Source organism: Paenibacillus sp. J22FR21, assembly GCF_056269135.1.
Genome location: NZ_JBWDNJ010000003.1, coordinates 213,983 through 238,201, shown reverse-complemented (window position 1 = coordinate 238,201; position 24,219 = coordinate 213,983). Strand labels below are relative to the sequence as shown.

Below are 24,219 nucleotides of genomic sequence, written 5' to 3'. Positions count from 1 at the left end.
TATAGATCAAAAGCTATCTGTAATCAAAAAGCTATCTCCTTCAGCGAGTTCACGGCATCTTCGATTTGATTCAGCGCCTGTATCAGAACGGAGCGCGGACATGCCACATTCATACGCATGAAGCCTTCTCCGTTTGCTCCGAACGAATAGCCTTGATTGACGGCTACCCTCGCATGTTGAATAAAGAGTCGATCCAATTCCTCTCGTGTCAGACCCCATTCACGGCAGTCCAGCCAAACCAAATAAGTAGCCTCCGGTTCAATTACTTTGATCTGTGGGATCCTCCCTTCCATAAAGCGCTTCACCAACTGCACGTTCTCTTGCAAATAAATGAGCAACTGATCCAGCCATTCTCCGCCATATCGGTAAGCGCTTTCTAATGCGATAACCCCAAACGTGTTAGGGGCGTTCATGGACAGTCCTTCCATGGCTCTGTTGAATCTATCTCGTATTTCAGGGTTCGGAATAATAACGCTCGATGTATGTAGACCTAATAGATTGAAGGTTTTGCTTGGTGCAATACATGTGATGGATTGGTCGGCAAATGCAGCCGATAGGGATGCAAATGGGAGATGGGTATGGTTATTGTAGACAAGATCACAATGAATTTCGTCCGCAACTACGAGGATGTTGTGCTTGATGCAGATCTGCCCCAGACGAGTGAGCTCTTCCGGGCTCCATACTCGGCCTACCGGGTTATGCGGGCTGCATAGAATAATCATCTTTACGCTTGGATCAAGCTGTGCTTCCAGATCATCAAAATTCATTGTATAGCGCCCGTTATTCAGCATGAGCGGATTATCGACAATCTTGCGGCCTTGCGCCTCTATGAGCCGGAAGAAATTATGGTAAACCGGCGATTGCACCACAACTTTATCGCCCGGATTCGTAAACGTGTTTACGATGACCGATAAGGAGGGAACGACGCCGGGGCTGTGCGATAACCACTGCTTATCAATCGTCCAGCGATGTCTTTGCGTGAGCCACTCCACGATCGCATCCAAATAAGACTCCGGTCTGAAGGGATAACCGAATACGCCATGCTCAGCCCGTTTCGATAACGCATGAACAACTTCAGGCGGCGATGCAAAATCCATATCCGCAACCCACATCGGTATAATGTCCTTCATGCCAAAGAAGTTCTCGAGCTCGTCCCACTTTAAGCTCCCACTGTTCCGGCGATCAATAACCTGATCGAAATTATATTTCATTTTACCCACCTCTAGTAGAGTACTCAGAATTATTAATCATTATATTGGCACTCCTTTGAACCTGTCAAAAAGAAAAACCTAGGAGGCATGCCTCCTAGGTTTCTTATAAGTTTGATTAACGACGCAGAATATCTTCGATGCTTGCCAGCTCTTCGCTCGTAAACGAGAGATTGTTCAGCGCTGCCACGTTGTCTTCGATTTGGCTGACGCGGCTTGCGCCGATCAGAGCCGAAGTGACGCGACCGCCGCGAAGCACCCATGCCAGAGACATCTGAGCCAGCGACTGTCCGCGCTCTGCTGCAATGGCATTGAGCTTCTGCAGCTGTGCTATACGCTCCGGTGACACTGCGCTTTCACTCAGGAAGCCTGTTGCGCTTGCCGCGCGCGAATCGCTTGGGATACCGTTCAAATATTTGTTCGTCAGCAACCCTTGTGCCAGTGGACAGAACGCGATGCTGCCAACGCCGTTCTCTTCCAGCACATCCTGCAAACCGTTCTCCACCCAGCGGTCAAACATGTTATAGCTTGGCTGGTGAATAACAAGCGGCGTGCCGAGCTGCTTCATGATTGCGATGGCTTGCGCCGTTTGCTCTGCACTGTAGCTGGAGATCCCGACATAAAGCGCTTTGCCGGAGCGAACCATGTGATCCAGCGCGCCCATTGTTTCTTCAAGGGGTGTTTCCGGATCCGGACGGTGCGAATAGAAAATATCAACATACTCCAGGTTCATCCGTTTCAAGCTTTGCTCCAAGCTTGCCATCAGATACTTGCGGGAGCCCCATTCGCCGTATGGACCAGGCCACATATAGTAACCGGCTTTGGAGGAGATGATCATTTCGTCACGGTACGGTTTAAAGTCCGAGATCATCATTTGGCCGAACATTTCTTCTGCAGAACCTGCCGGAGGACCGTAGTTGTTCGCCAAGTCAAAATGCGTAATGCCCAAATCGAAAGCACGGTGAAGCATCGCGCGGCCGTTCTCATACTTGTCCACGCCGCCGAAATTATGCCAAAGCCCTAACGAGATCGCAGGCAGTTTAAGGCCTGTACGTCCACAACGGTTATACTTCATCGTCGCATAACGCTCTTGATTAGCTGCATATACCATGTTCACTGCTCCTTAGTAGTCCGGATTATATAAAACCTCTTAGAGTTTACACCATATGCCAACCCGGCTCAAGTTAAGCTGGAAGGAACCAGCGATAGAGTAAAGAATTCAGGTGACTTGGAATCTCCCTTGCCGCCTCCGCTGTAGATGACAACCAGCAGCGTTTCTTCTTCCGTCGAAACGACGCCTTCCTCCAAATACCGCTTCAATTGGAATGGCAGTCTCTCAATGACAGCATGTTTCTGAAGCTCTCTCTCGCCAAGCCCCAGCGCTGCAAAAGCTTCCGATACATCGTCCGGGCGCTCAGCAAGACGCTGCATCCAGCCGCTCCACTCCGACTTCTCCATGCTGAAATCCCACCACACCTTGCGCGGCTTATAGTTGTGATTCAAGAAGTAATCCAGCTTCATTAGGCCAAGCGCGACATCAAGCTGCCAAGTTGCAGATTCATCCTTCTTGTGGGCTTCCGTGAGAAAAGCCCACAGCCGTGAGAATAGATCCTCCAGCTGGTGACCGATCTTCTGCCAGCCGCGGCCTTCCCAATAATCGCCGAACTGCTGGAAGAAGTCGAAGGCGGACGGGAATGCCCGCTCCACTAGATAAAGGAGCGTATGATCCATCCGATGCGCATTCCAATACTTCTCGAGCACGTCTTCAACTCGTTTGATCCGAACGATGTCCGAGAACGGCATAATGTCATTGCCGAGAATCTCGTATGGCGCACGGTCCATATAGATATAACCGTGTTTCTCCGCGTCAAGGCGCATGCCTGTACCGCGCAGCATCTTGAGGAAGCCCAGCTGCAGCTCCTCCGGACGCAGCTCAAACACGTCGTTGAACGTCTTGCGGAACGAATCGTAGTTCTCGTGCGGCAGGCCGGCAATCAAATCGAGATGCTGATCGATTTTGCCGCTTTCCTTGACCTTCATGACCGTTCGCGTCAGCTTCATGAAGTTCTGGCGGCGCTGCACGGCTTCGTTGGTCAGATCGTTGGTCGATTGAACGCCGATCTCGAAGCGGAAGATACCCGGCGGCGCGTGCTCCGCTAAGTAATCCAGCACTTCCGGACGCATAATATCCGCCGTGATTTCAAACTGGAATACACAGCCGCCATGATTCTCGATGAGAAAACGGAAAATTTCCAGCGCGTAATCGCGCTTGATATTAAAGGTGCGATCGACGAATTTGATCAGCTTCGCACCGGCATTAATGAGGTAGAGCAGATCCGATTTGGTTCGCTCCATATCGAAGTAACGAACGCCGACCTCGATGCTCGACAAGCAGAATTGGCAGCTGAACGGACAGCCTCGGCTGGTCTCGAAGTAGACAACACGACTTGCAAGGCGCGGCACATCTTCCTCGAAACGATGCGGCGAAGGCAGCGTTGCCAGATCAAGCTTCGGACGAGGCGGGTTCACGATAATTTCCAGTCGGCCGTCTTGGTGCTCCTTGCGATAGGCAAGGCCAAACACCAGATGGAATTTGCGCGTATCCGCAAGCTCCGTGAGCAAGTGATGGAAAGTCTCTTCGCCTTCCCCAACGACGATATAGTCGACCTGAGGCAGACGCTCCAACCAGAATGCGGTGTCGTAGCTCACTTCCGGACCGCCGAGGACGATGCGGATTTCAGGTTTGATTTTGCGCAGCATGTCGATCACTGTAATCGTCTCTTCTATGTTCCAAATATAGCAGGAGAAACCCACAACATCGGGGTTGCGGGCAAACAAGTCAGCGACGATATTCATCGCAGGGTCCTTAATCGTAAACTCCGCGATATCGATATCAAAATCCTTCTCCGCATAGGCCTTCAAACAGCGCAGCGCGAGCGAGGTGTGTATATATTTAGCGTTTAAGGTGGAGAGCACTACTTTCATTGAACGTCATTCCTTCATTGGCTTGAATATGAATCTGGACTAGCCTAACTATCCCATTGTAACGAAAATCAACTTAAAAAAGAAGAGCAGCCCCTTGGGCTCGGCGGCTGCTAACGCATCCTGCCTGGCTCAACCGGACTGCTCCATCCGCTATGCGCGGACGCTGACGAATACTTTGTCTTTGCCTTGATACGAAATAACAGGGAATTTCACGCGCCATTTGCCGTTGCCAAGCGCGGTTACTTCATCCTGCGCGAAGCCGCGCGGCTCGAAACTAAACTCTTGATCATAATACACAAGCAGTTGGATCGTATCTTCCGGGAGCATGCGACGCAGCTCATAGCCGGTATTCAGTGCCCATGTGCGCAAATCTTCACTGGACGCATGACCATACTGCATATAGATAGCCGGATCGATCACGGCACTTACGACGAGCCAGCCTTGCGCATCCCGTTTCACGTCCACTTGACCCAGCTCGGTTGTGCCGCCTGTTGTTTGCAGCTCCGCAAACTCATCCTTGATCAGCTGCTTAATCGTATCGGTTGATTCCCCTACCAGTGTCGCCGGAAGAGTAGGAGGCAGAAATTCGATCTTCTTCGGTGGCGTTTCTTCCAAATCGTATTTCAGCATTAAGATATTCATAGAAGATACCGCGAAATTCAAATCAGCCTGCGTAGTATCAATACCCGCAGCCGTAATCCCGATCAGCTCGCCGTAATCATTGAACAAACCGCCGCCGGAACTGCCATGATCAATTGGCACGCTGATTTGATAATATTGTGCGCCATCAAAGGTAATGTTGCTGATTACGCCGTCAGAGATCGTATTCTGCAAACCAAGCGGACTGCCGATCGCAACGACATGATCGCCTTTGGATGCGCCGACTCCGATATCAACAGGGTCAACCTTCAGCGCGGTTTTCGTCTTCACGATAGCCAGATCGTAATTCTCGTTATACCCGACAACGCCTTGGATTTCCAGTTCTGTCCCATCCAGAAGCAGCGCGCTTCCTTTGGTCGCATCCGCAATGACATGATAATTGGTCAATATTTCATCTTTGCCAATGACAACTCCACTGCCTTGCGCAGTGTCCGTCATGATCATGACGACCTTATTATCGTTCTTCGCGACGATTTGTTTGGTCATCATGAGCACAGGGTGTTTCTCTTGCTCAGCCAGATCCATGGCATGCTGCTGCTTCTGTTCGATAACCTCAGCTGACGTGATGCGAATCACATGTTTCGCTTGATCGAACTGCACATCGGCTCCAAGCGCCTCTGCAATGAAACGAAGCGGCACCATAGTAGCGCCATTCAGCTGCTGCGGGGCTTGCGTAAGCAGAATCGTCTTGCCATTCTTGACCGCTTTCTTATTGCCAAGCTGCAAGGAGATCGTTGTACGTCCCTTAACAGCAATAATGGTCTTGGTCGTAGGTTCCCAGGTAATATTTGCTCTTAACGCTGTAAAGATCACTCGCATAGGAACAAAAGTCGTACCTTTCAATGTTAGCGGCGAGGGGTTGGTCGATAGCTTCTTCCCGTCTACGAAGACAGAAGTTGTTTGGTTATTCGATTTAGCAGCGGTTGCGGAGGCATAGGCTATCGGAGCTGTTACTGTTCCTGCTGTTGCGGCTTCAGCTGAATTCAGTTTCACGTTCATGGAAAGCGGTGCTAATACAAGTCCTGCGGATAAGACGGATAAGAGCCATTTTTGCTTCAATTTCATAGTCAGACTCACGCGTGTTTCCTCCAATAATCCCTAAATCTTACATCAAACCATCGTATCATCCACCCTCTATTTTGTCTATCAAATGCATATTGCTAGATGCTAGAAAACCATGGGACAACTTGAAAAACTTGTGCTACTGCTGTTTAAATTCCGTTGGCGTGAGCCCCGTCTCTTCTTTGAAATTCCGCGAAAAATAATGAACGCTCGCATAGCCGAGCCGCTCCGCAATAACCTCCATTTTGTCCCCGCTTAGCAAGTAGTACTTGGCCTTGCGAATTCGCTCGGAGATGAGATACTGCTTCGGACTCTCTCCGGTGCATTTACGAAATAATGAAGAGAAGTAGATCACATGGTAACCGCACAGCGCAGCGAGCTCGGCAACGCTCCAGTTCTTCTCCGGTTCCTTATTCATGGCATGCAGAGCCGGATCGATCTTGCGCTGCTCCTGCGACTTCGGACGTTTCGTCAGTTGGTTCCGCACAATTGTGGCCAGCAGCTCTGTCATTAGAGCGCGCATCACGATCGTGTAGCCGGGCTGCTCGTTTAAGTATTCTTTTACAATCCGCATCAGTATCGGTTCAAGACCCGGAATGGTGAAGAAAGGCGGCAGCTCCAGCCCCTCTTGGCCTGCAATGTCGAGCTTATAGCTGCTTCTTCTGCTCGCTAGAAGTGTCTCCTCACTGCAGCTCTCAATTGTAAAAGCGGGATGCACGGGCTCCAGTGTTGATCCGCGATAAGTAAAATGGATGCCGATAAAGACGACCTCGCTGGTAATGGTCAACTTATGTGGACAATGAGGGCCATAGAGCGCGCTGTCTCCCGGTCCCAGGATGCAGCGTTCTGATCCGATACACACTTCGGCTTCTCCTGAGAGGATGTAGAATAGCTGGTAATCCGGGATGATTCGGGGTCCGAATACCATTTGCGACTCTGCTTGGGCATGGCTTGCGAAATTAACGGTAGGCAGCAGCTCTTCGATCGCTCCGATGACATATTCGGGATGTGGCAGCGACAAGTGGGGCTCAACTCCTTCATCACAATAGTTGAAACAACAGTTGAAACAATATTAGAAACAATATTAGAAAAGTGCAAAGCCCTGTTGTGTATGTGTAAATACACCGCTTTCAATCTGCTATATGCTTAGCACATAGCAGTTCAGGCAAAGCAAACTAACTAGGGGTCAGGGAGGAATTATTCTATGTTAAGTCAAGCACAAATTGAGGAATTTGAAAACAACGGGTTTCTGAAAGGCGACGTCGTGCTCAGCGATTCGGAGGTTGAGGCGCTGCGTGAAGAATTGGATAAAGTCATGAATGGTGAAAGCGTGACGAAGCCGGTGCTGAACCACAATATGCTCTCATCGGACTCCCCCTACGACAATATGAAAATGATTGCGAGCGAGAAAGTCGTTCAAATCGTGAATATTTGGCTCGCGAGTGATCGGTTCTTGCAGCATGCCGCTCATCCGGTCATCTGCGAGGAGGTTGCACAGCTGTCGCACACCAACTCGCTGCGGATCTGGCATGATCAAATTCAATATAAGCCTCCGGTTACCGGCGGACCGACTGCTTGGCATCAGGATCATCCGCTGTGGCCGATCATCCAGCCTGCTGATCTTGTGAGTGCTTGGGTCGCGCTTGATGATGCCGTCATCGAGAACGGCTGCATGTGGATGGTGCCGGGCAGTCACAAGTGGGGCAATCATCAGCGCTACCTCTCCAGCACGAAGGAATTCAAGCCGTTCCACAAGCGTCCGGAGATGCTGCCAAACAACGCCGTCGTCGAAGCGGTGCCGTTCGAAATCAAGAAAGGCCAAGTGGGCTACCACCACTGCCTGACCTGGCACGGCAGCCCGCATAATCGCTCCGACATGAAACGCCGCGCCATCGCGGTTCATTATATGCCGGGCCATACCCGCTACGAGCCGGTAGGCGAGCATGTCATGCTCTCCTATGTGAACGTCCAGCCGGGCGAGCTGCTGGTCGGGGAGCATTTTCCGGAGGTATACCGGAGGCAAGGGGTACAGGTGTAAGAGATTGGAGCCGAGGCGCGCTTGCGTCTCGGTTTTTTGTTTGGGCGGCGAAGGGATGGGGCTCGTGAGAGTTCGGTTTATGTACTCTCAGCTTCCGGAACGGTTGTTATGGGCTTAGTTTGAGTTGATTGGGTTGGTGAGAGCTCAATTTTCGACGATTGTACCACTTTTTAGCGGTATATCCTCTTATGCGCTCCTCTTCGACTTCGTTTTGATGTTATTAGAGGGATATCCTCTTAATAGTTACAACCTCAAATATGGACGAATTTACCGTAGTTTTAGCGATTGTACCCATTCTTTAGCGGTATATCCTCTTATGCGCTCTTCTTCGACCTCGTTTTGATGCATGAAGCGGAATATTCGCTTCATGCATCCGAAAGCAAACTTCAACATATAAAACCAACTTATACCAGTAACATTTCGAGCATCTTAAACACCCACAACACAAGTAGCCTTCTCACCGACGACAATGACTTATTTGTATGACCGCGTTTCTTTCGGTATAGTAAAATGAATATACAATTCGTACTAGGAGCGTTTATAGATGGATAACAAGCAACAACCAAGATCACCTAAGCAAAAATCGAATGCCGGGAACAGGCAGTCAACAGCATTCGGTAGATCCGAATCGGGAGCTTCGCGCGATTCCCGCGGTGCGTCCGCTTCACGCGGCAAGCCCGGCTTCGCCAGCGCCGCCGGCTCTCGCGGTGCGTCCGCTCCGCGCGGCGCCGCCAAAGCAGCGGCAGCACCGCGCCAAGCTGCGCCGGCACCGAGCCGCAGCTACCCCGTGCAAGAGAACGCCGAGCTGCTCTCGTTCCTGCTCCAAACCGTCAAAGGCGAAGGCCGCAACGCCATTAAGGCGATGCTGAGCCGCGGACAAATCGCAGTGAACGGCAAGACGCAGAAAGTGTTCAACTATGCGTTGAAGCCCGGACAAACCGTGACCGTGTCCAAAGAACGCATCGTTGAGGCGCCTCCGCTGATTGGGCTGTCGATTCTTTTTGAGGATGATGATCTCATCGTCGTTGTGAAGGAAGCGGGACTGCTGTCCATCGCTTCCGATCAAGAGTCGGAGCTGACCGCCTATCGCCAGCTAACCGCACATGTTCGCTTGACGGATCCCAGCAATCGGATCTTCGTTGTCCATCGCCTGGATCGCGATACTTCCGGCGTCATGATGTTCGCGAAGAGTGAACGCGTGCAGCAGGAGCTTCAGCATACATGGCAGGACACGGTGAAGGAACGTACGTACATCGCGCTTGTCGAAGGAATGGTCAAGAAGCAGGAAGGCACCATTTCGTCGTATCTCAAAGAAAGCAAGACGCTCAAAATGTACTCCACCTCCAATCCAACCGACGCCCAGCATGCCGTAACGCATTACAAAGTGCTGCAGAGCAATCGGAATTACTCCCTGCTCGAGGTATCGCTAGAAACAGGCCGCAAAAATCAAATCCGCGTCCACATGGAAGACATCGGGCATCCGATTGTAGGTGATAAGAAGTACGGCTCCAAATCCAGAGCTATTCCTCGCCTTGGTCTCCATGCGCGGCTCTTAGCTTTCTTGCATCCGTCGACAGGCAAGCTGGTTCGCTTCGAAACCGATATTCCGAAGCTATTCTTGAATCCGTTCAAGGATGGCTTTACTCCCAAATAATAAGGAGGCAGCCACCTTGTCCAAAGCAGACAACATGCTGGCCATTCTGTGGCTGCTCAAAGCAAACAAACGAATGACCGCCAAGCAGCTGGCTGACTCCCTAGAAATGCACATCCGAACCGTATACCGGTACATCGATGCGCTCTGTGCGAGCGGCGTCCCGATTGTAGCCGACTCCGGCCATAATGGCGGGTACAGCCTGCTCGAGCACTTCAAGGAATCGCCGCTCTTCTTCGATCTGGAGGAGCAAAAGGCGCTCATCCATGCCGCACTCTTCGCACAGGAAGCGGGATATCCCTACGGAGACGTGCTGAAACAAGCCGTTACAAAATTAAAACGCTACACCAATGAGGCGCAGCGCAGCGAGATTGAACGGCATATGGTCGGATTCGAGGTTGTAAATCCATCCGCTCCACAATCACATATCGAGGGTTTCCTTCAACAGCTGGAGCAGTCCGTCGCAAGCTGCACGACGCAGCATATGGTCTATCAGAAAGGCTACGGTCTGGATGAACAGGAGCGCTCGATCGACCCATACGGACTCGTGCACTGGAGAGGCAAATGGTACATCATCGCCTACTGCCATCTCCGGCAATCCACGCGGAGCTTCCGTGTGGACCGTATTACGGCGCTGAACGGAACGGACCACGTATTCGAGCGACCGGAAGCCTTCTCGGCACGTTCTTTTCTAATTCAGAATTTAAAACGACAACCCGAAGGTGACGTTCAGCTCACCTCTGTCGTCATTCAAGGCAACCTGCAAGCACTGAATGCACTAAGTGAAATTTGGTTGTTCAGTGATGCGCTCGTCAACCGTTATACCGATACCGCCCACTTTATGATGGAGGAGCATTTGCTCCAAACCTTCGTCCCCTATCACCTGCTCAGCTTCGGAACTCGCATTCAAGTGTTGGAGCCGTTGCAGCTGCAGGACAGATTAGTCGTAATAGCCGGTCAGCTTCTTCAGCACCATTCCCGTTAAAGCGCCCTGCTTGCAGCTTGATACTCATCGAGCTGTGCAGCGGGCTGCATGACCGGTCCCCCATGACAAATTTCCAATCGTTTCGGCTTCAGCTTCCGTACGATCTCGCTGCTGCGAATCGCTTCTGCCATGTCCGCCGTAAACATCGCCATCGGTTTGCGCAAACGGCCTTTCTTCGAAGTAAATAAATCTCCCGCCAGCAGCATGCCATCTTGCTCATGGAAGTATACGACATGCCCAGGTGCATGACCCGGCGTATGATAAACGCTCAAGCTGCCGATATTGGCAAGCTCCCCATTAACCTGCTCCAGCGGCTTTGCCAGTCCTGTTTTGACCGACTGCCCCGCTTTCTTGCGCCCCGGATAAGGTTTGCTCCCCTCCATATACGGAAATTCAATCTCATGCGCATAGACTTCGGCATCCGGGTATCGAGCCAATAATCCCGTAATCGCACCGACATGATCCGAATGCCCATGAGTAAGCACAATACGCTTCAGCGGCCCAGCCTGCAATTGATCTATAAAAGAAATGATACCCTTCGTCATGAGCGGAATTCCCGCATCCACCAGCGTAACGCCATCCTCCTCGCGTACCACCCATACCCGGAAGGGGATAATCATCCATGTCCGTAAAGTCCATACATGCTCAGAAATTTGCTCGGATTTCATACTCACTCTCCACTCCTTTTCCCATGATTATTCGTAGCTGTGATACTTCATAACCAACGGTTACTAACCATTGGTTATAATATATGCCCCGACTCCCTTTCTGTCAACATCATTTCTCCCTTTTTCAAAAAACGACATTTTTCGATATATGGAGTAATTGTAAAGAATCCCGAGAGAAGCAGAGATAATAGGCGGATTTCTTGTCATATTGGCATTATTTTGATTTTTCTGAATATTTACATAATAGGCGAATTGCCTGTACACTAAGGTCAGATCAAACAAGCAGCTCGCCCCCAAGCCGAGAGGTTCGGGTAGAGATGAAAGCAGGTTGATCGAGAAGATCTCCACTTTCTCTGAGAGGGGATAGTCCATTGAAGTAGGTTAGCGAAGTATGTCCCTCAATGATTCGGGAAAGGAGTTATCCGGTATAGTTGTTTTCGGGACATGCGGGAAACGGTGAGCAAAGACGGACAATAGAATCAATGGTCAGGTTAAGTTTTATGGTCTTAAGGTAGGTTTACAAGCAAGGTTTACAAGCAAGGTTTACAAGCAAGGTTTAAGAAGTTTACAACAATTACAAATTCAAGAATGAGGATCCATCAACAGTAAGAGCAAGATCAGCGTGAAATTTGATTAGCAACGGTTGTTGTTTGGAAAATGGAATGGAGTTGCAGTATCCAAATTGAATAGGAATGGTTCGTATCGATAGGGATTTCGGTTGTCATAGACAAGCGAAATCCCTATTATATTGCGTTCTTAGCGAAACCGCGAATCCATTCGTTGCCTATTTTACATATTGCGGATTGACATGTTCATCTAATTAGATTATCTTCTAATTAGATGAACATCTAACATATATCGAAAGGCAGGCCACAGCCATGATGCAGCTTGACAAGATCGTTAACTATCATAAGGCACTCGCTGATCCTACTCGCATCCGTATGCTTATTTTGCTGGCGGAAGGTGAAATGACCGGACAACTGCTTGCGGAGAAGCTTTGCCTATCCCCCGCTACAATAACGCATCATGCCGCCAAACTGCGGGCAGTCAGCCTCATTCACGAGCGCCGCGACAAGAATGCGATTTTCTTCTCGCTGGATCATTATTTTCTGAGGCAATACGAAGGCTCGCTGCAAGCTATCCTTGCGCAGCCTGCAATAAAGGAAACGAAGGAGATCGAACCTATGGATGAGAAGAACGAACGATTGAAACAATCCGTTCTGCGCAATTTCATCACTGCAGATGGTAAGCTTAAGCATATCCCCGCTCAGCTGAAGAAGAAACGGATTGTGTTGGAGCATTGGGCACGCCAGCTGGAGGAAGGCAGAAGCTACTCCGAGAAGGAGCTAAACGAGTTTATCAAACAGTTCCATCCCGACTTCGCCACCATTCGCCGCGAGTTTATCATGCATGCTTACTTGTACCGCGAGCAGGAAGTGTATGAACGGAACCCGCAAGAAATGTGGGAACGCTGGGAAACGTTATCCTAATCCATCTAGTCCATTTGGGAGGTACTAATACCGATGAGCAGCCATTCGAACGACCCTCATGAGCCTTCCGGCATCGCCAAGACACCGAAGCCTCCTTATTACGCCGTCATCTTCACCTCGCTCCGGACATCCGGCGACAATGGCTATGGCGATATGGCCGAGCAGATGAGTAACCTTGCTTCTGTACAACCGGGTTTCCTTGGTGTAGAAAGCGCACGCGACAGCGATGGGCTCGGCATCACCGTTTCCTATTGGGAATCCCTTGATGCCATCAAGAATTGGAAAGCCAATCCCCTCCATCTAACCGCGCAGGATAAAGGCAGAACAGACTGGTACGCCTCCTACAGCGTGCGGATCAGCCGTGTGGAGCGTAATTATTTTTTCTAGTATATAACTGTTACAAAGAAAAGGGCCGCCCGGCGAATCGTTGCAGATTCCATCCGAGCAGCCCTATTCTATTTATTCTCCGGCAATGCTGTTCTCTTTCAAAATAACGTCATGCGCGCCGCCCTCAATAATGCTCGTCGCTGAAACCAGCGTAATCCGTGCATTCTGCTGCAGCTCTGCGATGGTAAGCGATCCGCAGTTGCACATGGTCGATTTGATTTTGTGAATCGTCTTGCTCAAGTTCTCGTGCAAGCTTCCCGCGTAAGGAACGTAAGAGTCTACGCCTTCCTCGAACATCAGGCCCGCTTTGCCGCCGGTGTCGTAACGCTCCCAGTTGCGTGCACGGTTGGAGCCTTCGCCCCAGAACTCTTTTACAAAGTTGTTGCCGACCTTCAGCTTACGAGTCGGGCTCTCGTCGAAACGGGCAAAATATCGGCCCATCATAACGAAGTCCGCACCCATCGCGAGCGCCAGCGTAATGTGATAGTCATGCACGATACCGCCGTCCGAACAGATCGGCACATAGATGCCGGTTTGCTGGAAATACTCGTCGCGCGCTGCAGCAACCTCAATCATCGCCGACGCTTGTCCGCGACCAATCCCCTTCTGTTCACGCGTAATGCAGATGGAACCGCCGCCGATACCGACTTTAATAAAGTCTGCGCCTGCTTCTACCAGGTATAGGAAACCTTCACGGTCAACTACGTTACCTGCGCCGATCTTGACATCGGAGTTTGATTTCACGAAAGCAATCGTTTCCTTCTGCCATTCCGAATAGCCGTCTGAGGAATCGATAACAAGCACATCCACGCCAGCTGCGACAAGTGCAGGTACACGTTCCGTATAGTCTTTCGTATTGATGCCCGCGCCTACGATATAACTCTTATTCGCATCCAGCAGCTCGGATGGGTTTTCTTTATGCTCGTCATAATCCTTACGGAAAACCAAATAATCCAAATTGCCCTGCTCGTCTACAACAGGCAGACAGTTCAGCTTGTGATCCCAAATGAGATCATTCGCTTCCGAAAGCGTAATCCCGGACTTGCCGTAAATCAGCTTCGAGAACGGTGTCATGAACTCGCTAACCGTCTTGGACTGCGGGTCTCGGCTGATCCGATAATCACGGCCGGTTACGATGCCAACCAGCCTGCCTTTCGGTGAACCGTCACTTGTAATCGCAACGGTGGAATGGCCGGTACGCTCTTTGAGCTCCAGTACATCCTTCAGCGTGTGCTCTGGCGTCAGGTTCGAACGGCTGACAACGAAGCCCGCCTTGTAGCTCTTCGCTTTACGCACCATCTCCGCTTGGCTTTCCACAGACTGGGAGCCGAAGATAAACGAGATTCCCCCGCTTCGTGCAAGAGCAACGGCCATTCGATCGTCGGAGACAGCCTGCATAACAGCGGATGAGAACGGAATATTCAAGGAATAAGCCGGTTTCTCGCCTTTCTTGAACTTCACGATCGGTGTTTTGAGACTTACGTTTGAAGGATTGCAATCCTTCGTGGTCAAATTTGGCACCAGCAAAAATTCGCTAAAGGTGCGGGATGGTTCCATGTAATAATGAGCCAAAAGATGTCGCCTCCTGCAATCCAATTCCGGATAAATTCTTACAAGCATATCACAGCGATCCCAATCGCGCAATGGAAGTTGTCGTTCGACTTTACTCCGGTATTTTAACGACGATTTCGCCAAAAAGGTTGCTACTTAGCTGCTTCAAGCAAAGAAACCGCTTTGTTTCGTTGGGGATCTTCGACCTCGAATTTACTCGTCACCTTCACCATCATACGGTAGGCGGTCTTATCATTCATCGCACCGGTTTGCGGCAGTTCTTCATTCGCTTGGAAGCTGCGAACCGCTGAAGCTGTATCCTCATCGTAAATCCCTTTACCAGCACCTACTGCATAACCGAGTACTTGCAGCATGCTCTGCACCGTCTGTACCTTGTCGCCATAATCGCCAATCCCCAGCTTCAAGCCGGCTGCAAGACGTGGTAATTGTGCATAATCCGGTGCTGCCACCACATAATCAGGCTCAATGCCCTTCTTATGAATCCATTGTCCATCCGGCGAACGCCATTGCGCCTCCGTCAGCTTAAGCACAGAACCATCCTTCAATTGACGGAAGTTCTGCACGATCCCTTTGCCGAAGGTTTTCTGCCCCACGACTTTGGCATCGGCAGTTGCTTTAAGCGCTGCAGTCAGCACCTCGGCAGAGCTTGCCGTATGAGCATCTACCAGAATTGCAATCGGCAGCTTCCATGGTTCTTTCTGTTTGGACTGATGAGTAATGACGCGTGTCTCGCCCTTATACACGACCTGTACGATTGTTTTCCCCTTTGGAACAAACCGATTAGCAATCGTAATAGTCGGCTCCAGCAAGCCGCCCGGGTTGCCGCGCAAATCGAGCAGAAGCGACTTCATTCCTTTCTTCTGCAGCGCTTCAATCGCAGCGTTAAATTCATCTGCCGTCTTCTCCGCGAATCGGCTGATGGTAATCTCGCCGATTCCGTCTGACAACATCTTCGAAGTAACCGTGAGCACCGGAACGGCACCACGCACAACGGAGATGGAGAGCGGTGTACTCGAGCCCTCACGCTGAACCGTCAGCTTCGCCGTCGTACCTTCTTTGCCTTGCACAAGCTCCTTCAGCTTCGTTAAGTCGAGTCCCTTAGCCGATGTTCCGTCTATCGAGACAAACACATCGCCTGCCTTCAAGCCCGACTTCTCCGCCGGGGCGCTCTTAATCAATTTATCGATAATAAACCGGCCGTCTTCCTCACGAATTTCTACGCCGATCCCGACAAAATGGTCCTCATACGAGCTTATGTATTGCTCCCCTCGATCTCCCGTTAAGTAGACCGAATAAGGATCGCCGAGCGATCCGACCATGCCTTCCGCAGCGCCGTCGACAAGAGCCTTCGAATCCGCGCCTTCCAAATAACGATTCATGATTTCTTTATACGCGTAAGATAAATTGCGGAATGCGGGCTCTTTCATTATGGGGTACTGAAGCAGCATACTGAACCTTCCCCCTGCAAATCCAACCACGACCGCCACTGTCAGCAGTACAGCCATGGAAACGCGCCGCCGCTGTTTTACCGCTTTCTCACCATAAATACTCACCCTGACACCTCTTCCAAAATGAACCTGTAACTCACTCTATCGCATTCGAGCGCCTGTCGCAAGTTCCTCCCAGGCAAAGCAAAAAGACGTTCCCGGGCACATGAAACAGACCTCATTGCTGCATGGCTGCAGCAGTCTGTTCGTGCAAGGGAACGCCTTTGAATTTCAGTTATGTTGGCATGCTACAGCGCCGCTTTCTCTGTAAGCAGGTTCAGCCAATCGCGCTCGGCATCGGTCAGCGTAACCGGCAATGCCTTAAGGCTGTCATGCAGTTCGCTTGGTTTATGCGGTCCGATGATAGCTGCAACCGGGAATGGCTGATTCAGTACATAAGCCAGTGCGATGTGGTTAGCGGTTACGCCGTATTTCTCCGCCAGCAGCGTCGCTCTGCGCTTACGCTCCCAGTTATCGGCGCTGTAATTGACGCGAACCATCTCGGCGTCCTCGCGATTATCTTCGGAATAGCGGTCCGTGAAGAACCCGCCGGATTGCGAAGACCAAGATAAGATCGGCAGCTGCGATTGCTCATGCCAAGCTTCGTCCTCCGCCGTTGTCGTCACACAGCCCGCCCAGCGTGCTTCATTGGGTCGTGCCAGCGCCAAGTTCGGACTGCTGCAAGCGAAGCCTGTCATCCCGTGTTTGGCAGCATAGGCATTGGCTTCTTGAATGCGAGCTACACTCCAGTTGGATGCGCCGATTGCACGGCAGCGACCGGCAGCCAGCTGATCGTTAAGGCCTTCCAGAATGTAACCGACGTTCACGTTCGGATCATCGCGATGAAGCATGTACATATCCATGTAATCGGTTTGCAGCCGCTCAAGCGACTCCACCAAATCACTTTGAATACAGGTTTTGGTCATACGGGATTGCTCATACGGATGAGCGCCTTTCCCGACGATGACGATCTCGCTGCGGTTCCCGCGATCTGCCATCCATTGTCCAATCGCCTGTGCCGAGCTCGCGCCGTAAATATGTCCGGTATCAATAGCGTTGCCTCCGGCAGCTACATAAGCATCAAGCAGTTCACCGGAATAATCCATTCGATTAATGTCAAGCATCATAGAGCCTTGAATGAGCTGCGTAACGCCCTGCTCAATGCCTGCAATTGCGATTCTTTTCATAGTCGTCATCGATCTGCGCTCCTTCATATCGTTATATTGATCATTATAGTAAAGGATTTCACTTTCAAAAATCGAAATATATTGCATAGACTACAACGATATTGCTCATGTAAGGAGTGTACCGATGGCTAAGCAACATTTGACGCTGCCGCTGCTGCGAAGGAATAGGTTCTATTGCTTCCCGGAGTCAGCCGGATATTACGAGCATAATAAAGGGCATGATGTGCGCCGATCGGCAGGTATGCTGCAGGAATTCAACCTGCATCTGGTTACCTCTGGCCATGGTTATGTCGAGCATTGCGGGCAGCGCCATGAGCTGAGCGCAGGTGATGCCTTTCTATATTTCCCGGGCGATAAACAGGCGTATTTCGCCGATGATGATCATCCATGGGATTTCAAGTGGATTCATTTCTACGGCAGCGGTATCCTCGCTGATCTGACCGAAAGGGGCTTCCACCGTTCAATCGGATGGCGAGTACGCTCTCCATTAGTGCTCGAGAGCTTAATCGATGAACTGCTTGGCGAAATCAATCAACACAAAATGCTCCATCCCAGCCGCATTTCCATGCTCATGTACGGCATTATTGCCGAATTCACCGAGCAGGCCGAGCCTATTACGGCACCAAGTGCCGGTGCATCCGCCATAGAACGGATGCTGAAGCTTCTGCCTGAGCTGCAGGCTGCTGCAGCCGAGCCATTCGACCTGGATGATTGGGCGGCACGCGCAGGAACGAATCGTTTTGCTTTCTGCAGGTGGTTTCGCCGCGCCGCCGGTCAAACGCCGCTCGAATTCGTGACGATGTGCCGCATCCAGCGGGCTAAGCAGCTGCTCGTCGAACAACAGGACCTCAGTGTGAATGAGGTTGCGAGGTTGTCGGGTTACGTTCACCCGAGTTATTTTAACAAGCGCTTTCAAGAAAGTGAGAACATGACGCCGACTTCCTATCGTCAGCAATTTACAATGTCGACATAAGGGTTAGGGTTGTTCCTGCCTCTGATTTCCGCTACAATCAATGAAAATGCGTACGCAGGAGAGAGAAGGAGCAGAGAGAAATCATGTATAAATTAATCGCTATTGATATTGATGACACGCTCTTAACCGATGAATATACGGTTACACCGGGAACGAAGGAAGCACTGACAGCAGCGATGGAGCAAGGCCTTTTCGTCACGTTGGCGACGGGCCGCATGTTCCCATCCGCGAAGAAAATCGCTCATCAAATTGAGCTGAATGTCCCAATCATCACGTACCAGGGCTCCAGCGTCAAAACATTACTGGACGAACAAGTTCTCTATGAGCGCTACGTGCCCCAGGATGCTGCCGATCTGCTGATGCAGTATTGCGAGGACCATGGTATCCATCTGCAGCTCTATACGGATGATGTTATTTATGTCAAAGAGGATAATCAGAAAGCGCGCGACTACTCGAAGCTGGCGAACATTCCATTCGTCGTAGAGCCGGATTTGAAATCGCTGATCAAACGCCCTACGGCCAAGATGTTGATGATCGACGATCCTGCCCGCCTCGATGAAGTTGCCGCGGATCTCGCTCCGTTAATCGGCAATCAAGCACATATTACGAAATCCAAGCCGCACTTCCTGGAAGTTACACACAAGGAAGGTACCAAAGGGCATGCGATCGCGTTTATGGCGCAGCATATCGGCTGCTCGCTGGATGAAGTCATCGCAATCGGCGACTCTTGGAATGACCACGAGATGATCGAAACGGCCGGACTTGGCGTAGCGATGGGCAATGCCGTGCAGAAGCTGAAGGATATCGCGCAATATGTAACGAAAACCAACAATGATGAAGGCGTACGCCATGTCATCGAGAAATTCATTCTTCAAACCGTTTAAACGATAAACGAAGAGCTGCACCGACAGTCGATTGGTCCCGACTGTGACGGAGCAGCTCTTTTTTGCTAAATCAGATGGTGAAATAAGTGCCCACAGCGAGCAATACAGAGGTGATGAGCATGGCCGCAAGAGGCTTCACAATCACCTTGCCGCTTCCGCGTAAATCTACATTGAGCCCAAGCGCTACCATCGCCATGGTCAACAAGAAGGTGGTTATCTTGGTAATGGCATTCATGACCTCCGGTGCTTCGTGGATAAAGCTCTGGCCGGCAGCGGTACTTCCAAGCGCACTTAGCGCGAGAAAACCAAGCAGGAACCATGGAAGCTGAAGCTTAGCAGTTTGATGTATCGCTGCTTCAGCAATCGATCCGGATGTCTGCTGCTTTAACCGCCGGAGTTGGCGCTGCCTCCTGTGCCGCTGCACAAGAATAAGCACAAGACTTAGCGGCACAAGCAAGAAAACACGGCCGAGCTTCGCGAGCAGCGCACCTGCGAGCGCATCTTCTCCGGCTGGCGCAGCCGCCAGTGCAACATGCGCGATTTCATGCAGACTCGTTCCGGACCAGATGCCGTACTGCAGCTCCGTCAGCGCAAGGACGGGACGAAGCATCGTGTAACCGACTGCAAATACCGTCCCTACAAGCGCGATAAGGCCGACGCTTACGGCTGTGTCATCCTCCTTGCTGCGCAAGATCGGCGATACGGCTGCAATAGCCGCCGCGCCGCAGATCGCGGTGCCAATGCCAAGCAGCAGCGATAGGTTCTGATCCGCCTTCATCAGCTTAGCCAGCAGCAGGGTACAGCCTATGGCGAATAGGGCAGCAGCGATATCCCGAATGAGCAGTGCCGGTCCATCTTGGAAAATTTGCAGCACATTAAGCTTTATCCCGTAGAGGATGATGGCGAGTCTGAGTAAGCTTTTACCCGAGAATGTGATTCCTGCGCGGAGAGCCCCCGGATAGCCCCACACCTGTCTATAGATGACCGCAAGCAGAATGGCACATGCCATCTGCCCTACATAATGGAGAACCGGCAGCTGTGAAAATCCATATCCCGCAGCCGCCAATAGAAAGGTAAATCCGATTCCGCCTGCTTTCTTGCCGCTTGAAGAGTTGAGGCTTGCTATATAGGAACCAATCGGTTTTATTGTCTGCTGGAGCGCCATAGCCGCCTTGCCACCTCCATGTCTCGTTGTTGGTTTTCATTATACGTGGCAGCAGTTGATAAGAGAAATCAATCATTATGATGAAAAGAATAAAAGATTGTTATGTTAGTCCGTTAGAAACATTGTCGTTACCATTTTGTCACTCCTAATTGGATAATGCCCGTTATACTGAGGTCCTAGCCTACAACAACCCTGGAGGGATTATTCATGTTCAACATACAGCAACCATTCAAACGGATTACCGCAATCGGAGCTGTAAGCTCACTTCTTCTTACTCTTTCTGCACCGCTAGCTTTCGCGGATCAAGCCGTCGCACCGGTAACTACACAAGCAGAGGTTAGCATTCAAGCCGGTACTGTCCAACTGACTTCCAAGACAATTAGTGATAAAACCGACTATTATGAGTCTGAGCTTACGATCCCCGTCATCAGCGGGATGCAAGATAAGAGCTACCAGAACACGCTGAATGCTAATCTTGCGGCACGTGCACATGCAGAGCTTGAGAAACTGAAGAAACAAGCCAAAGACGATGCCGCCGCTGCAGTTGGTGTATACGAGTTTAGACCTTATCTGTTCAAAGTCAGCTATGAATTGATTGCCGATGGCAGCAAAGGCGCAGGTGGCGTCCTATCCTTCAAAATGATTACCGCAGCCTATACCGGAGGCGCTCATGGCTGGACACGCGTTGACACGTACAATGTCCGCAATGAAGTGAAGGCTTCCGCCGTGAAGCTCAAGGAACTATTCGGCGAAGGCTACAAAACCATCCTTAATAAGGCGGTTAACGCTGAAATTGCCGCGCATTCGGATGTTTATTTCAAAGATACATTTAAATCGATTGCAGACAACCAGCCCTTCTATCTCAAGAATGGCAAAGCGGTGCTCGTCTTCCAGCAATACGAAATCGCGCCTTTTGCAGCGGGTATTCGGGAAATCGCCGTTACCCTTCCGGGCAGCAAACCAACACCAACTTCCGCCGTTCCCGGCAACCTTAGTTCCTTATCCATAACTGTTGGTGGAAAAACAGTCTCTGGCGCACATCTATTCGCGGACAAAGACGGCGTCGCGATGGCACCGCTTCGTGCCATTTCCGCCAAACTAGGCTATGAGCTCAGCTGGAACGCTGGCCGAATCGTTGTAGACAAAGGGACTCAGCATGTTTCCCTGCAAGTTGGCAAAGACAATTATGTCACTACTCCTGGCCAAATCACGCTTGGTGCCGCTCCTGTTATGAAAGACAATACGCTCTATGTGCCGCTGTCTTTCTTCTCCAAAGTGCTGAAAGTTACAGTTTCCTACTCGAAGGATGCCGTAGTCATCGGCTAAATCGAATCGAATGGAATCGAATCGAATGAAAACCGAAAAAAGCATTCTACTTTAGGGAGCCTCACAATGTTTCGACAGCCACTTTGGTGTCTATACAACATGAATCAAAGTGTAACGGTTGTCAGCGTGGCTATTCCGTGAAAATAAGCCTGTTTGCAACTCTAGCGGTTGCACCGAGCACCAGCTGGAACGTGAGATTCAGATGAATCTAGATTACCGCCGTTGAGTTCTTTGCCTGGAAACCCGAGCAAAAAGAGAAACCCAACGTTTGAAAAAACGTTGGGTTTCTCGACATTCAGAAGCTCCCTGCTGCAGGGAGCTTTTTATTATATTCCCGATTAAATACCGGCCAACACTTGATACCATACGCCTTTCGGTGAATAGAGCTTCTCGCGAACTTCAGCCCATCCTCCCAAATAGCTGATATCAAACAAATCCTCAGGGGTCTTATAATTGCCTTTGACCTCTTCCATGACCTTGTCATTAACGGGTCGGAAGCCGTTGTCCGCGAAGATACGCTGCGCTTCCTCCGTGTACAAATAGGCGAGCAGCGCTTCAGCTGCTTTACGAGTGCCGTGCTTATCGACGTTCTTATCGACAATCGCAGCTGGATTCTCAATCAGAATGGTTGATTTCGGCACGACCACCTCATACGGAATGCCTTTCTTAATCCGAGCAAGCAGCTCATTCTCGTAAGTGATGATGACATCGCCTACCCCATATTCAAAGGCAGCCATCGATGCACGGCCGCTCTTATCCAGCGATTCTACATTATGATGAATCCGTTCCAGGAACGACTTGGCATAAGCCGGGTCTTTCTGTCCTGTCTTCGTTTCTGACTCCTTCAGTCCCGCACCGTACATCGCATTGATATCCCATTGCGCGCCGCCGGAGGTTTTCGGATTCGGGTATAGAATCTTCACGCCTTTACGGGTGAGATCCTCCCAATCATGAATGCCTTTGGGATTGCCCTCACGCGTGCCCATCACTGCGATAGAGCGTGTAATCATCCCGCCGTTGCCGACTTTCCGCCAGTCGCTTGTAATGAAGCCTGCCTTCTGAATCTTATCGATATCGCTTTCCATCGCAAGAGCCGCTATATCCGCTTCGAATCCGCCTGCAATTGCACGAGCTTGGGTACCGGATGCCTCATACGACTCCTGGAAGGTAATCGTCTGTCCGGTCTCTTCTTTCCAATGCTCCGCAAACTTCGGCAATAGGACATCGAATGCATCCTTTACTACGGAATAAGCTCCGATTACGAGCGTGAGATCACCTTGTGCTGCAGGAGGTTCAGCGCTATTCGTATTCGATGTCCCGCATGCTGTTGTGAAGAGAAGCGAGGACGTCATAAGCGCGGCCACTGCAATGCGCCAACCTTTTGTTAGGAATGATTTCATTGTGTACACAACGCTTTCTTCAGTTAAATATGCATCGGCATCGGATCTTCTTTCAGCTTGTTCTCCATAATCCAAGTGTCGTTGTCGTTAAACAGGTAGGCGCGGTGAATCATGACACTGATCTCTTCGCCCGGCTGCAGCACATCCTTCTCAAGCGAACGATACGTAATTAGTTTAATGTCGCCGACCTCAACCTCAACCATCCATTCGCTTCCGCGGAAATGCAGATGCTTCACTTTGCCGAGCACCGTTGCGGAAGGAAGACGGAATTCATGGCGCTTGCCGATCTCGATATATTCGGGACGAATGAGTGCTTTGGTACCCGGCCAGTTCTTGGCTTCTTCGAAGCCTTTAAGCATCTCCACTTTATCGACGATCGTGGACTCCCCAATGAAGCTGGCCACGAATTGGGTTTGCGGGCTTTTGTAGATATCCCAAGGCGTCCCCTTCTGTTCCAGGCGGCCTTTATTAATGATCATGATTTCGTCGGCTACTTCGATCGCTTCATCCTGATCATGCGTAACGAAAATCGACGTAATCCCAAGACGCTCAATCATTTCCTTCAGCCATGTCCGAAGCTCATGCCGAATCTTCGCATCAATCGCGGCAAAAGGCTCATCCAGCAGCAGCAGCTGCGGCTGTGGTGCAAGCGCCCTGGCAAAAGCCACACGCTGGCGTTGACCGCCGGAGAGCTGATGCGGATAGCGGTGCTCGAAGCCCTTCAGGCCGGTAAGCTCAAGCAGCGACATAACACGCTCGCGGATTGCATCCTTAGGCTCCTTCTTGACCTTCAAGCCGAAAGCGACATTATCATAAACCGTCATATGTTTGAATAGAGCATAGTTCTGAAATACGAACCCGATTCCGCGTTCCTGCGGCGGCAGGTCATTCACCCGTTTGCCATGAAACACGATATCTCCGGAGGTTGGTGTCTCCAGCCCCGCAAGCATGCGGAGAATCGACGTTTTGCCGCCGCCGCTTGGTCCGAGCAGACCGATTAATTGACCTTTGGCAATATCGAAGCTAACATCATTGACCGCTTGAAAATCACCGAACTGTTTATTTAAACCGCGCACCTCGATATGCATCGC

The 24,219-nt window shown here is 50.7% G+C and carries 20 protein-coding genes; 8 read left to right on the top strand and 12 right to left on the bottom strand.

The genetic code is table 11. The features are described from left to right. Positions 1 to 23: 23 nt before the first annotated feature. The 5 genes from AC0YNS_RS11795 to AC0YNS_RS11775 all read right to left on the bottom strand — a co-directional run bounded on the left by AC0YNS_RS11795 (position 24) and on the right by AC0YNS_RS11775 (position 6,936). On the bottom strand, positions 24 to 1,211 hold the full coding sequence (locus AC0YNS_RS11795; RefSeq protein WP_475781185.1) for a MalY/PatB family protein: 1,188 nt from the start codon (positions 1,209 to 1,211) through the stop codon (positions 24 to 26). Positions 1,212 to 1,326: 115 nt separating this feature from the next. Next, positions 1,327 to 2,319: an L-glyceraldehyde 3-phosphate reductase gene (gene mgrA, locus AC0YNS_RS11790; RefSeq protein ID WP_475781184.1), complete on the bottom strand. Its 993-nt coding sequence runs from the start codon at positions 2,317 to 2,319 to the stop codon at positions 1,327 to 1,329. 68 nt (positions 2,320 to 2,387) lie between these two features. Continuing rightward, positions 2,388 to 4,193: a B12-binding domain-containing radical SAM protein gene (locus tag AC0YNS_RS11785; protein ID WP_475781183.1), complete on the bottom strand. Its 1,806-nt coding sequence runs from the start codon at positions 4,191 to 4,193 to the stop codon at positions 2,388 to 2,390. A 150-nt stretch (positions 4,194 to 4,343) separates the two neighbouring features. Next, positions 4,344 to 5,930 (bottom strand): stalk domain-containing protein, encoded by a 1,587-nt coding sequence (locus AC0YNS_RS11780; RefSeq protein WP_475781182.1) that lies wholly within the window; start codon positions 5,928 to 5,930, stop codon positions 4,344 to 4,346. A 124-nt stretch (positions 5,931 to 6,054) separates the two neighbouring features. After that, positions 6,055 to 6,936 (bottom strand): helix-turn-helix domain-containing protein, encoded by an 882-nt coding sequence (locus AC0YNS_RS11775; protein WP_475781181.1) that lies wholly within the window; start codon positions 6,934 to 6,936, stop codon positions 6,055 to 6,057. Between the two features lie 183 nt (positions 6,937 to 7,119). Here AC0YNS_RS11775 and AC0YNS_RS11770 point away from each other — a divergent pair, with 183 nt between their 5' ends. The 3 genes from AC0YNS_RS11770 to AC0YNS_RS11760 all read left to right on the top strand — a co-directional run bounded on the left by AC0YNS_RS11770 (position 7,120) and on the right by AC0YNS_RS11760 (position 10,589). Next, entirely contained in the window at positions 7,120 to 7,953 is an 834-nt protein-coding gene (locus AC0YNS_RS11770; RefSeq protein ID WP_090977490.1) for a phytanoyl-CoA dioxygenase family protein, read from the top strand. A 544-nt stretch (positions 7,954 to 8,497) separates the two neighbouring features. Further along, complete coding sequence (locus AC0YNS_RS11765) at positions 8,498 to 9,607, top strand: RluA family pseudouridine synthase (protein WP_475781180.1); 1,110 nt, start codon at positions 8,498 to 8,500, stop codon at positions 9,605 to 9,607. Between the two features lie 16 nt (positions 9,608 to 9,623). Then, complete coding sequence (locus AC0YNS_RS11760) at positions 9,624 to 10,589, top strand: helix-turn-helix transcriptional regulator (protein ID WP_475781179.1); 966 nt, start codon at positions 9,624 to 9,626, stop codon at positions 10,587 to 10,589. Here the strand turns inward: AC0YNS_RS11760 and AC0YNS_RS11755 are convergent. After that, complete coding sequence (locus AC0YNS_RS11755; RefSeq protein WP_475781868.1) at positions 10,586 to 11,257, bottom strand: MBL fold metallo-hydrolase; 672 nt, start codon at positions 11,255 to 11,257, stop codon at positions 10,586 to 10,588. The two genes, AC0YNS_RS11760 and AC0YNS_RS11755, sit on opposite strands and share 4 nt — an antisense overlap. Positions 11,258 to 12,138: 881 nt before the next feature. On the opposite strand from AC0YNS_RS11755, the gene AC0YNS_RS11750 reads away from it, so the two are divergent. Then, entirely contained in the window at positions 12,139 to 12,747 is a 609-nt protein-coding gene (locus tag AC0YNS_RS11750; RefSeq protein WP_475781867.1) for a DUF2087 domain-containing protein, read from the top strand. Positions 12,748 to 12,780: 33 nt separating this feature from the next. Further along, complete coding sequence (locus AC0YNS_RS11745) at positions 12,781 to 13,134, top strand: antibiotic biosynthesis monooxygenase family protein (RefSeq protein WP_475781178.1); 354 nt, start codon at positions 12,781 to 12,783, stop codon at positions 13,132 to 13,134. 72 nt (positions 13,135 to 13,206) lie between these two features. Here the strand turns inward: AC0YNS_RS11745 and AC0YNS_RS11740 are convergent, their stop codons facing one another. From AC0YNS_RS11740 to AC0YNS_RS11730, 3 genes are all read right to left on the bottom strand, one after another. Beyond that, positions 13,207 to 14,706 (bottom strand): IMP dehydrogenase, encoded by a 1,500-nt coding sequence (locus tag AC0YNS_RS11740; RefSeq protein WP_475781177.1) that lies wholly within the window; start codon positions 14,704 to 14,706, stop codon positions 13,207 to 13,209. Positions 14,707 to 14,837: 131 nt separating this feature from the next. Further along, positions 14,838 to 16,259, bottom strand: coding sequence for a S41 family peptidase (locus tag AC0YNS_RS11735; RefSeq protein ID WP_475781176.1), 1,422 nt, complete (start codon positions 16,257 to 16,259; stop codon positions 14,838 to 14,840). Positions 16,260 to 16,441: 182 nt separating this feature from the next. After that, positions 16,442 to 17,389: an aldo/keto reductase gene (locus tag AC0YNS_RS11730; RefSeq protein ID WP_475781175.1), complete on the bottom strand. Its 948-nt coding sequence runs from the start codon at positions 17,387 to 17,389 to the stop codon at positions 16,442 to 16,444. Between the two features lie 115 nt (positions 17,390 to 17,504). Between AC0YNS_RS11730 and AC0YNS_RS11725 the strand changes: the two genes are divergently transcribed. Continuing rightward, positions 17,505 to 18,353, top strand: a complete 849-nt coding sequence (locus AC0YNS_RS11725; RefSeq protein WP_475781174.1) for a helix-turn-helix transcriptional regulator — start codon at positions 17,505 to 17,507, stop codon at positions 18,351 to 18,353. Positions 18,354 to 18,436: 83 nt separating this feature from the next. Then, a complete protein-coding gene (locus AC0YNS_RS11720; protein ID WP_475781173.1) occupies positions 18,437 to 19,237 on the top strand; it encodes a Cof-type HAD-IIB family hydrolase in 801 nt (266 codons plus the stop codon). 70 nt (positions 19,238 to 19,307) lie between these two features. On the opposite strand, the gene AC0YNS_RS11715 is transcribed toward AC0YNS_RS11720, so the two are convergent. After that, complete coding sequence (locus tag AC0YNS_RS11715) at positions 19,308 to 20,402, bottom strand: YeiH family protein (RefSeq protein ID WP_475781172.1); 1,095 nt, start codon at positions 20,400 to 20,402, stop codon at positions 19,308 to 19,310. 207 nt (positions 20,403 to 20,609) lie between these two features. Here AC0YNS_RS11715 and AC0YNS_RS11710 point away from each other — a divergent pair, with 207 nt between their 5' ends. Continuing rightward, complete coding sequence (locus AC0YNS_RS11710; RefSeq protein ID WP_475781171.1) at positions 20,610 to 21,728, top strand: stalk domain-containing protein; 1,119 nt, start codon at positions 20,610 to 20,612, stop codon at positions 21,726 to 21,728. 338 nt (positions 21,729 to 22,066) lie between these two features. Here AC0YNS_RS11710 and AC0YNS_RS11705 read toward each other — a convergent pair whose 3' ends face one another. Further along, a complete protein-coding gene (locus tag AC0YNS_RS11705; RefSeq protein WP_475781170.1) occupies positions 22,067 to 23,128 on the bottom strand; it encodes a sulfate ABC transporter substrate-binding protein in 1,062 nt (353 codons plus the stop codon). A gap of 23 nt (positions 23,129 to 23,151) precedes the next feature. Further along, positions 23,152 to 24,216: a sulfate/molybdate ABC transporter ATP-binding protein gene (locus tag AC0YNS_RS11700; RefSeq protein ID WP_475781169.1), complete on the bottom strand. Its 1,065-nt coding sequence runs from the start codon at positions 24,214 to 24,216 to the stop codon at positions 23,152 to 23,154. Positions 24,217 to 24,219 lie beyond the last annotated feature (3 nt).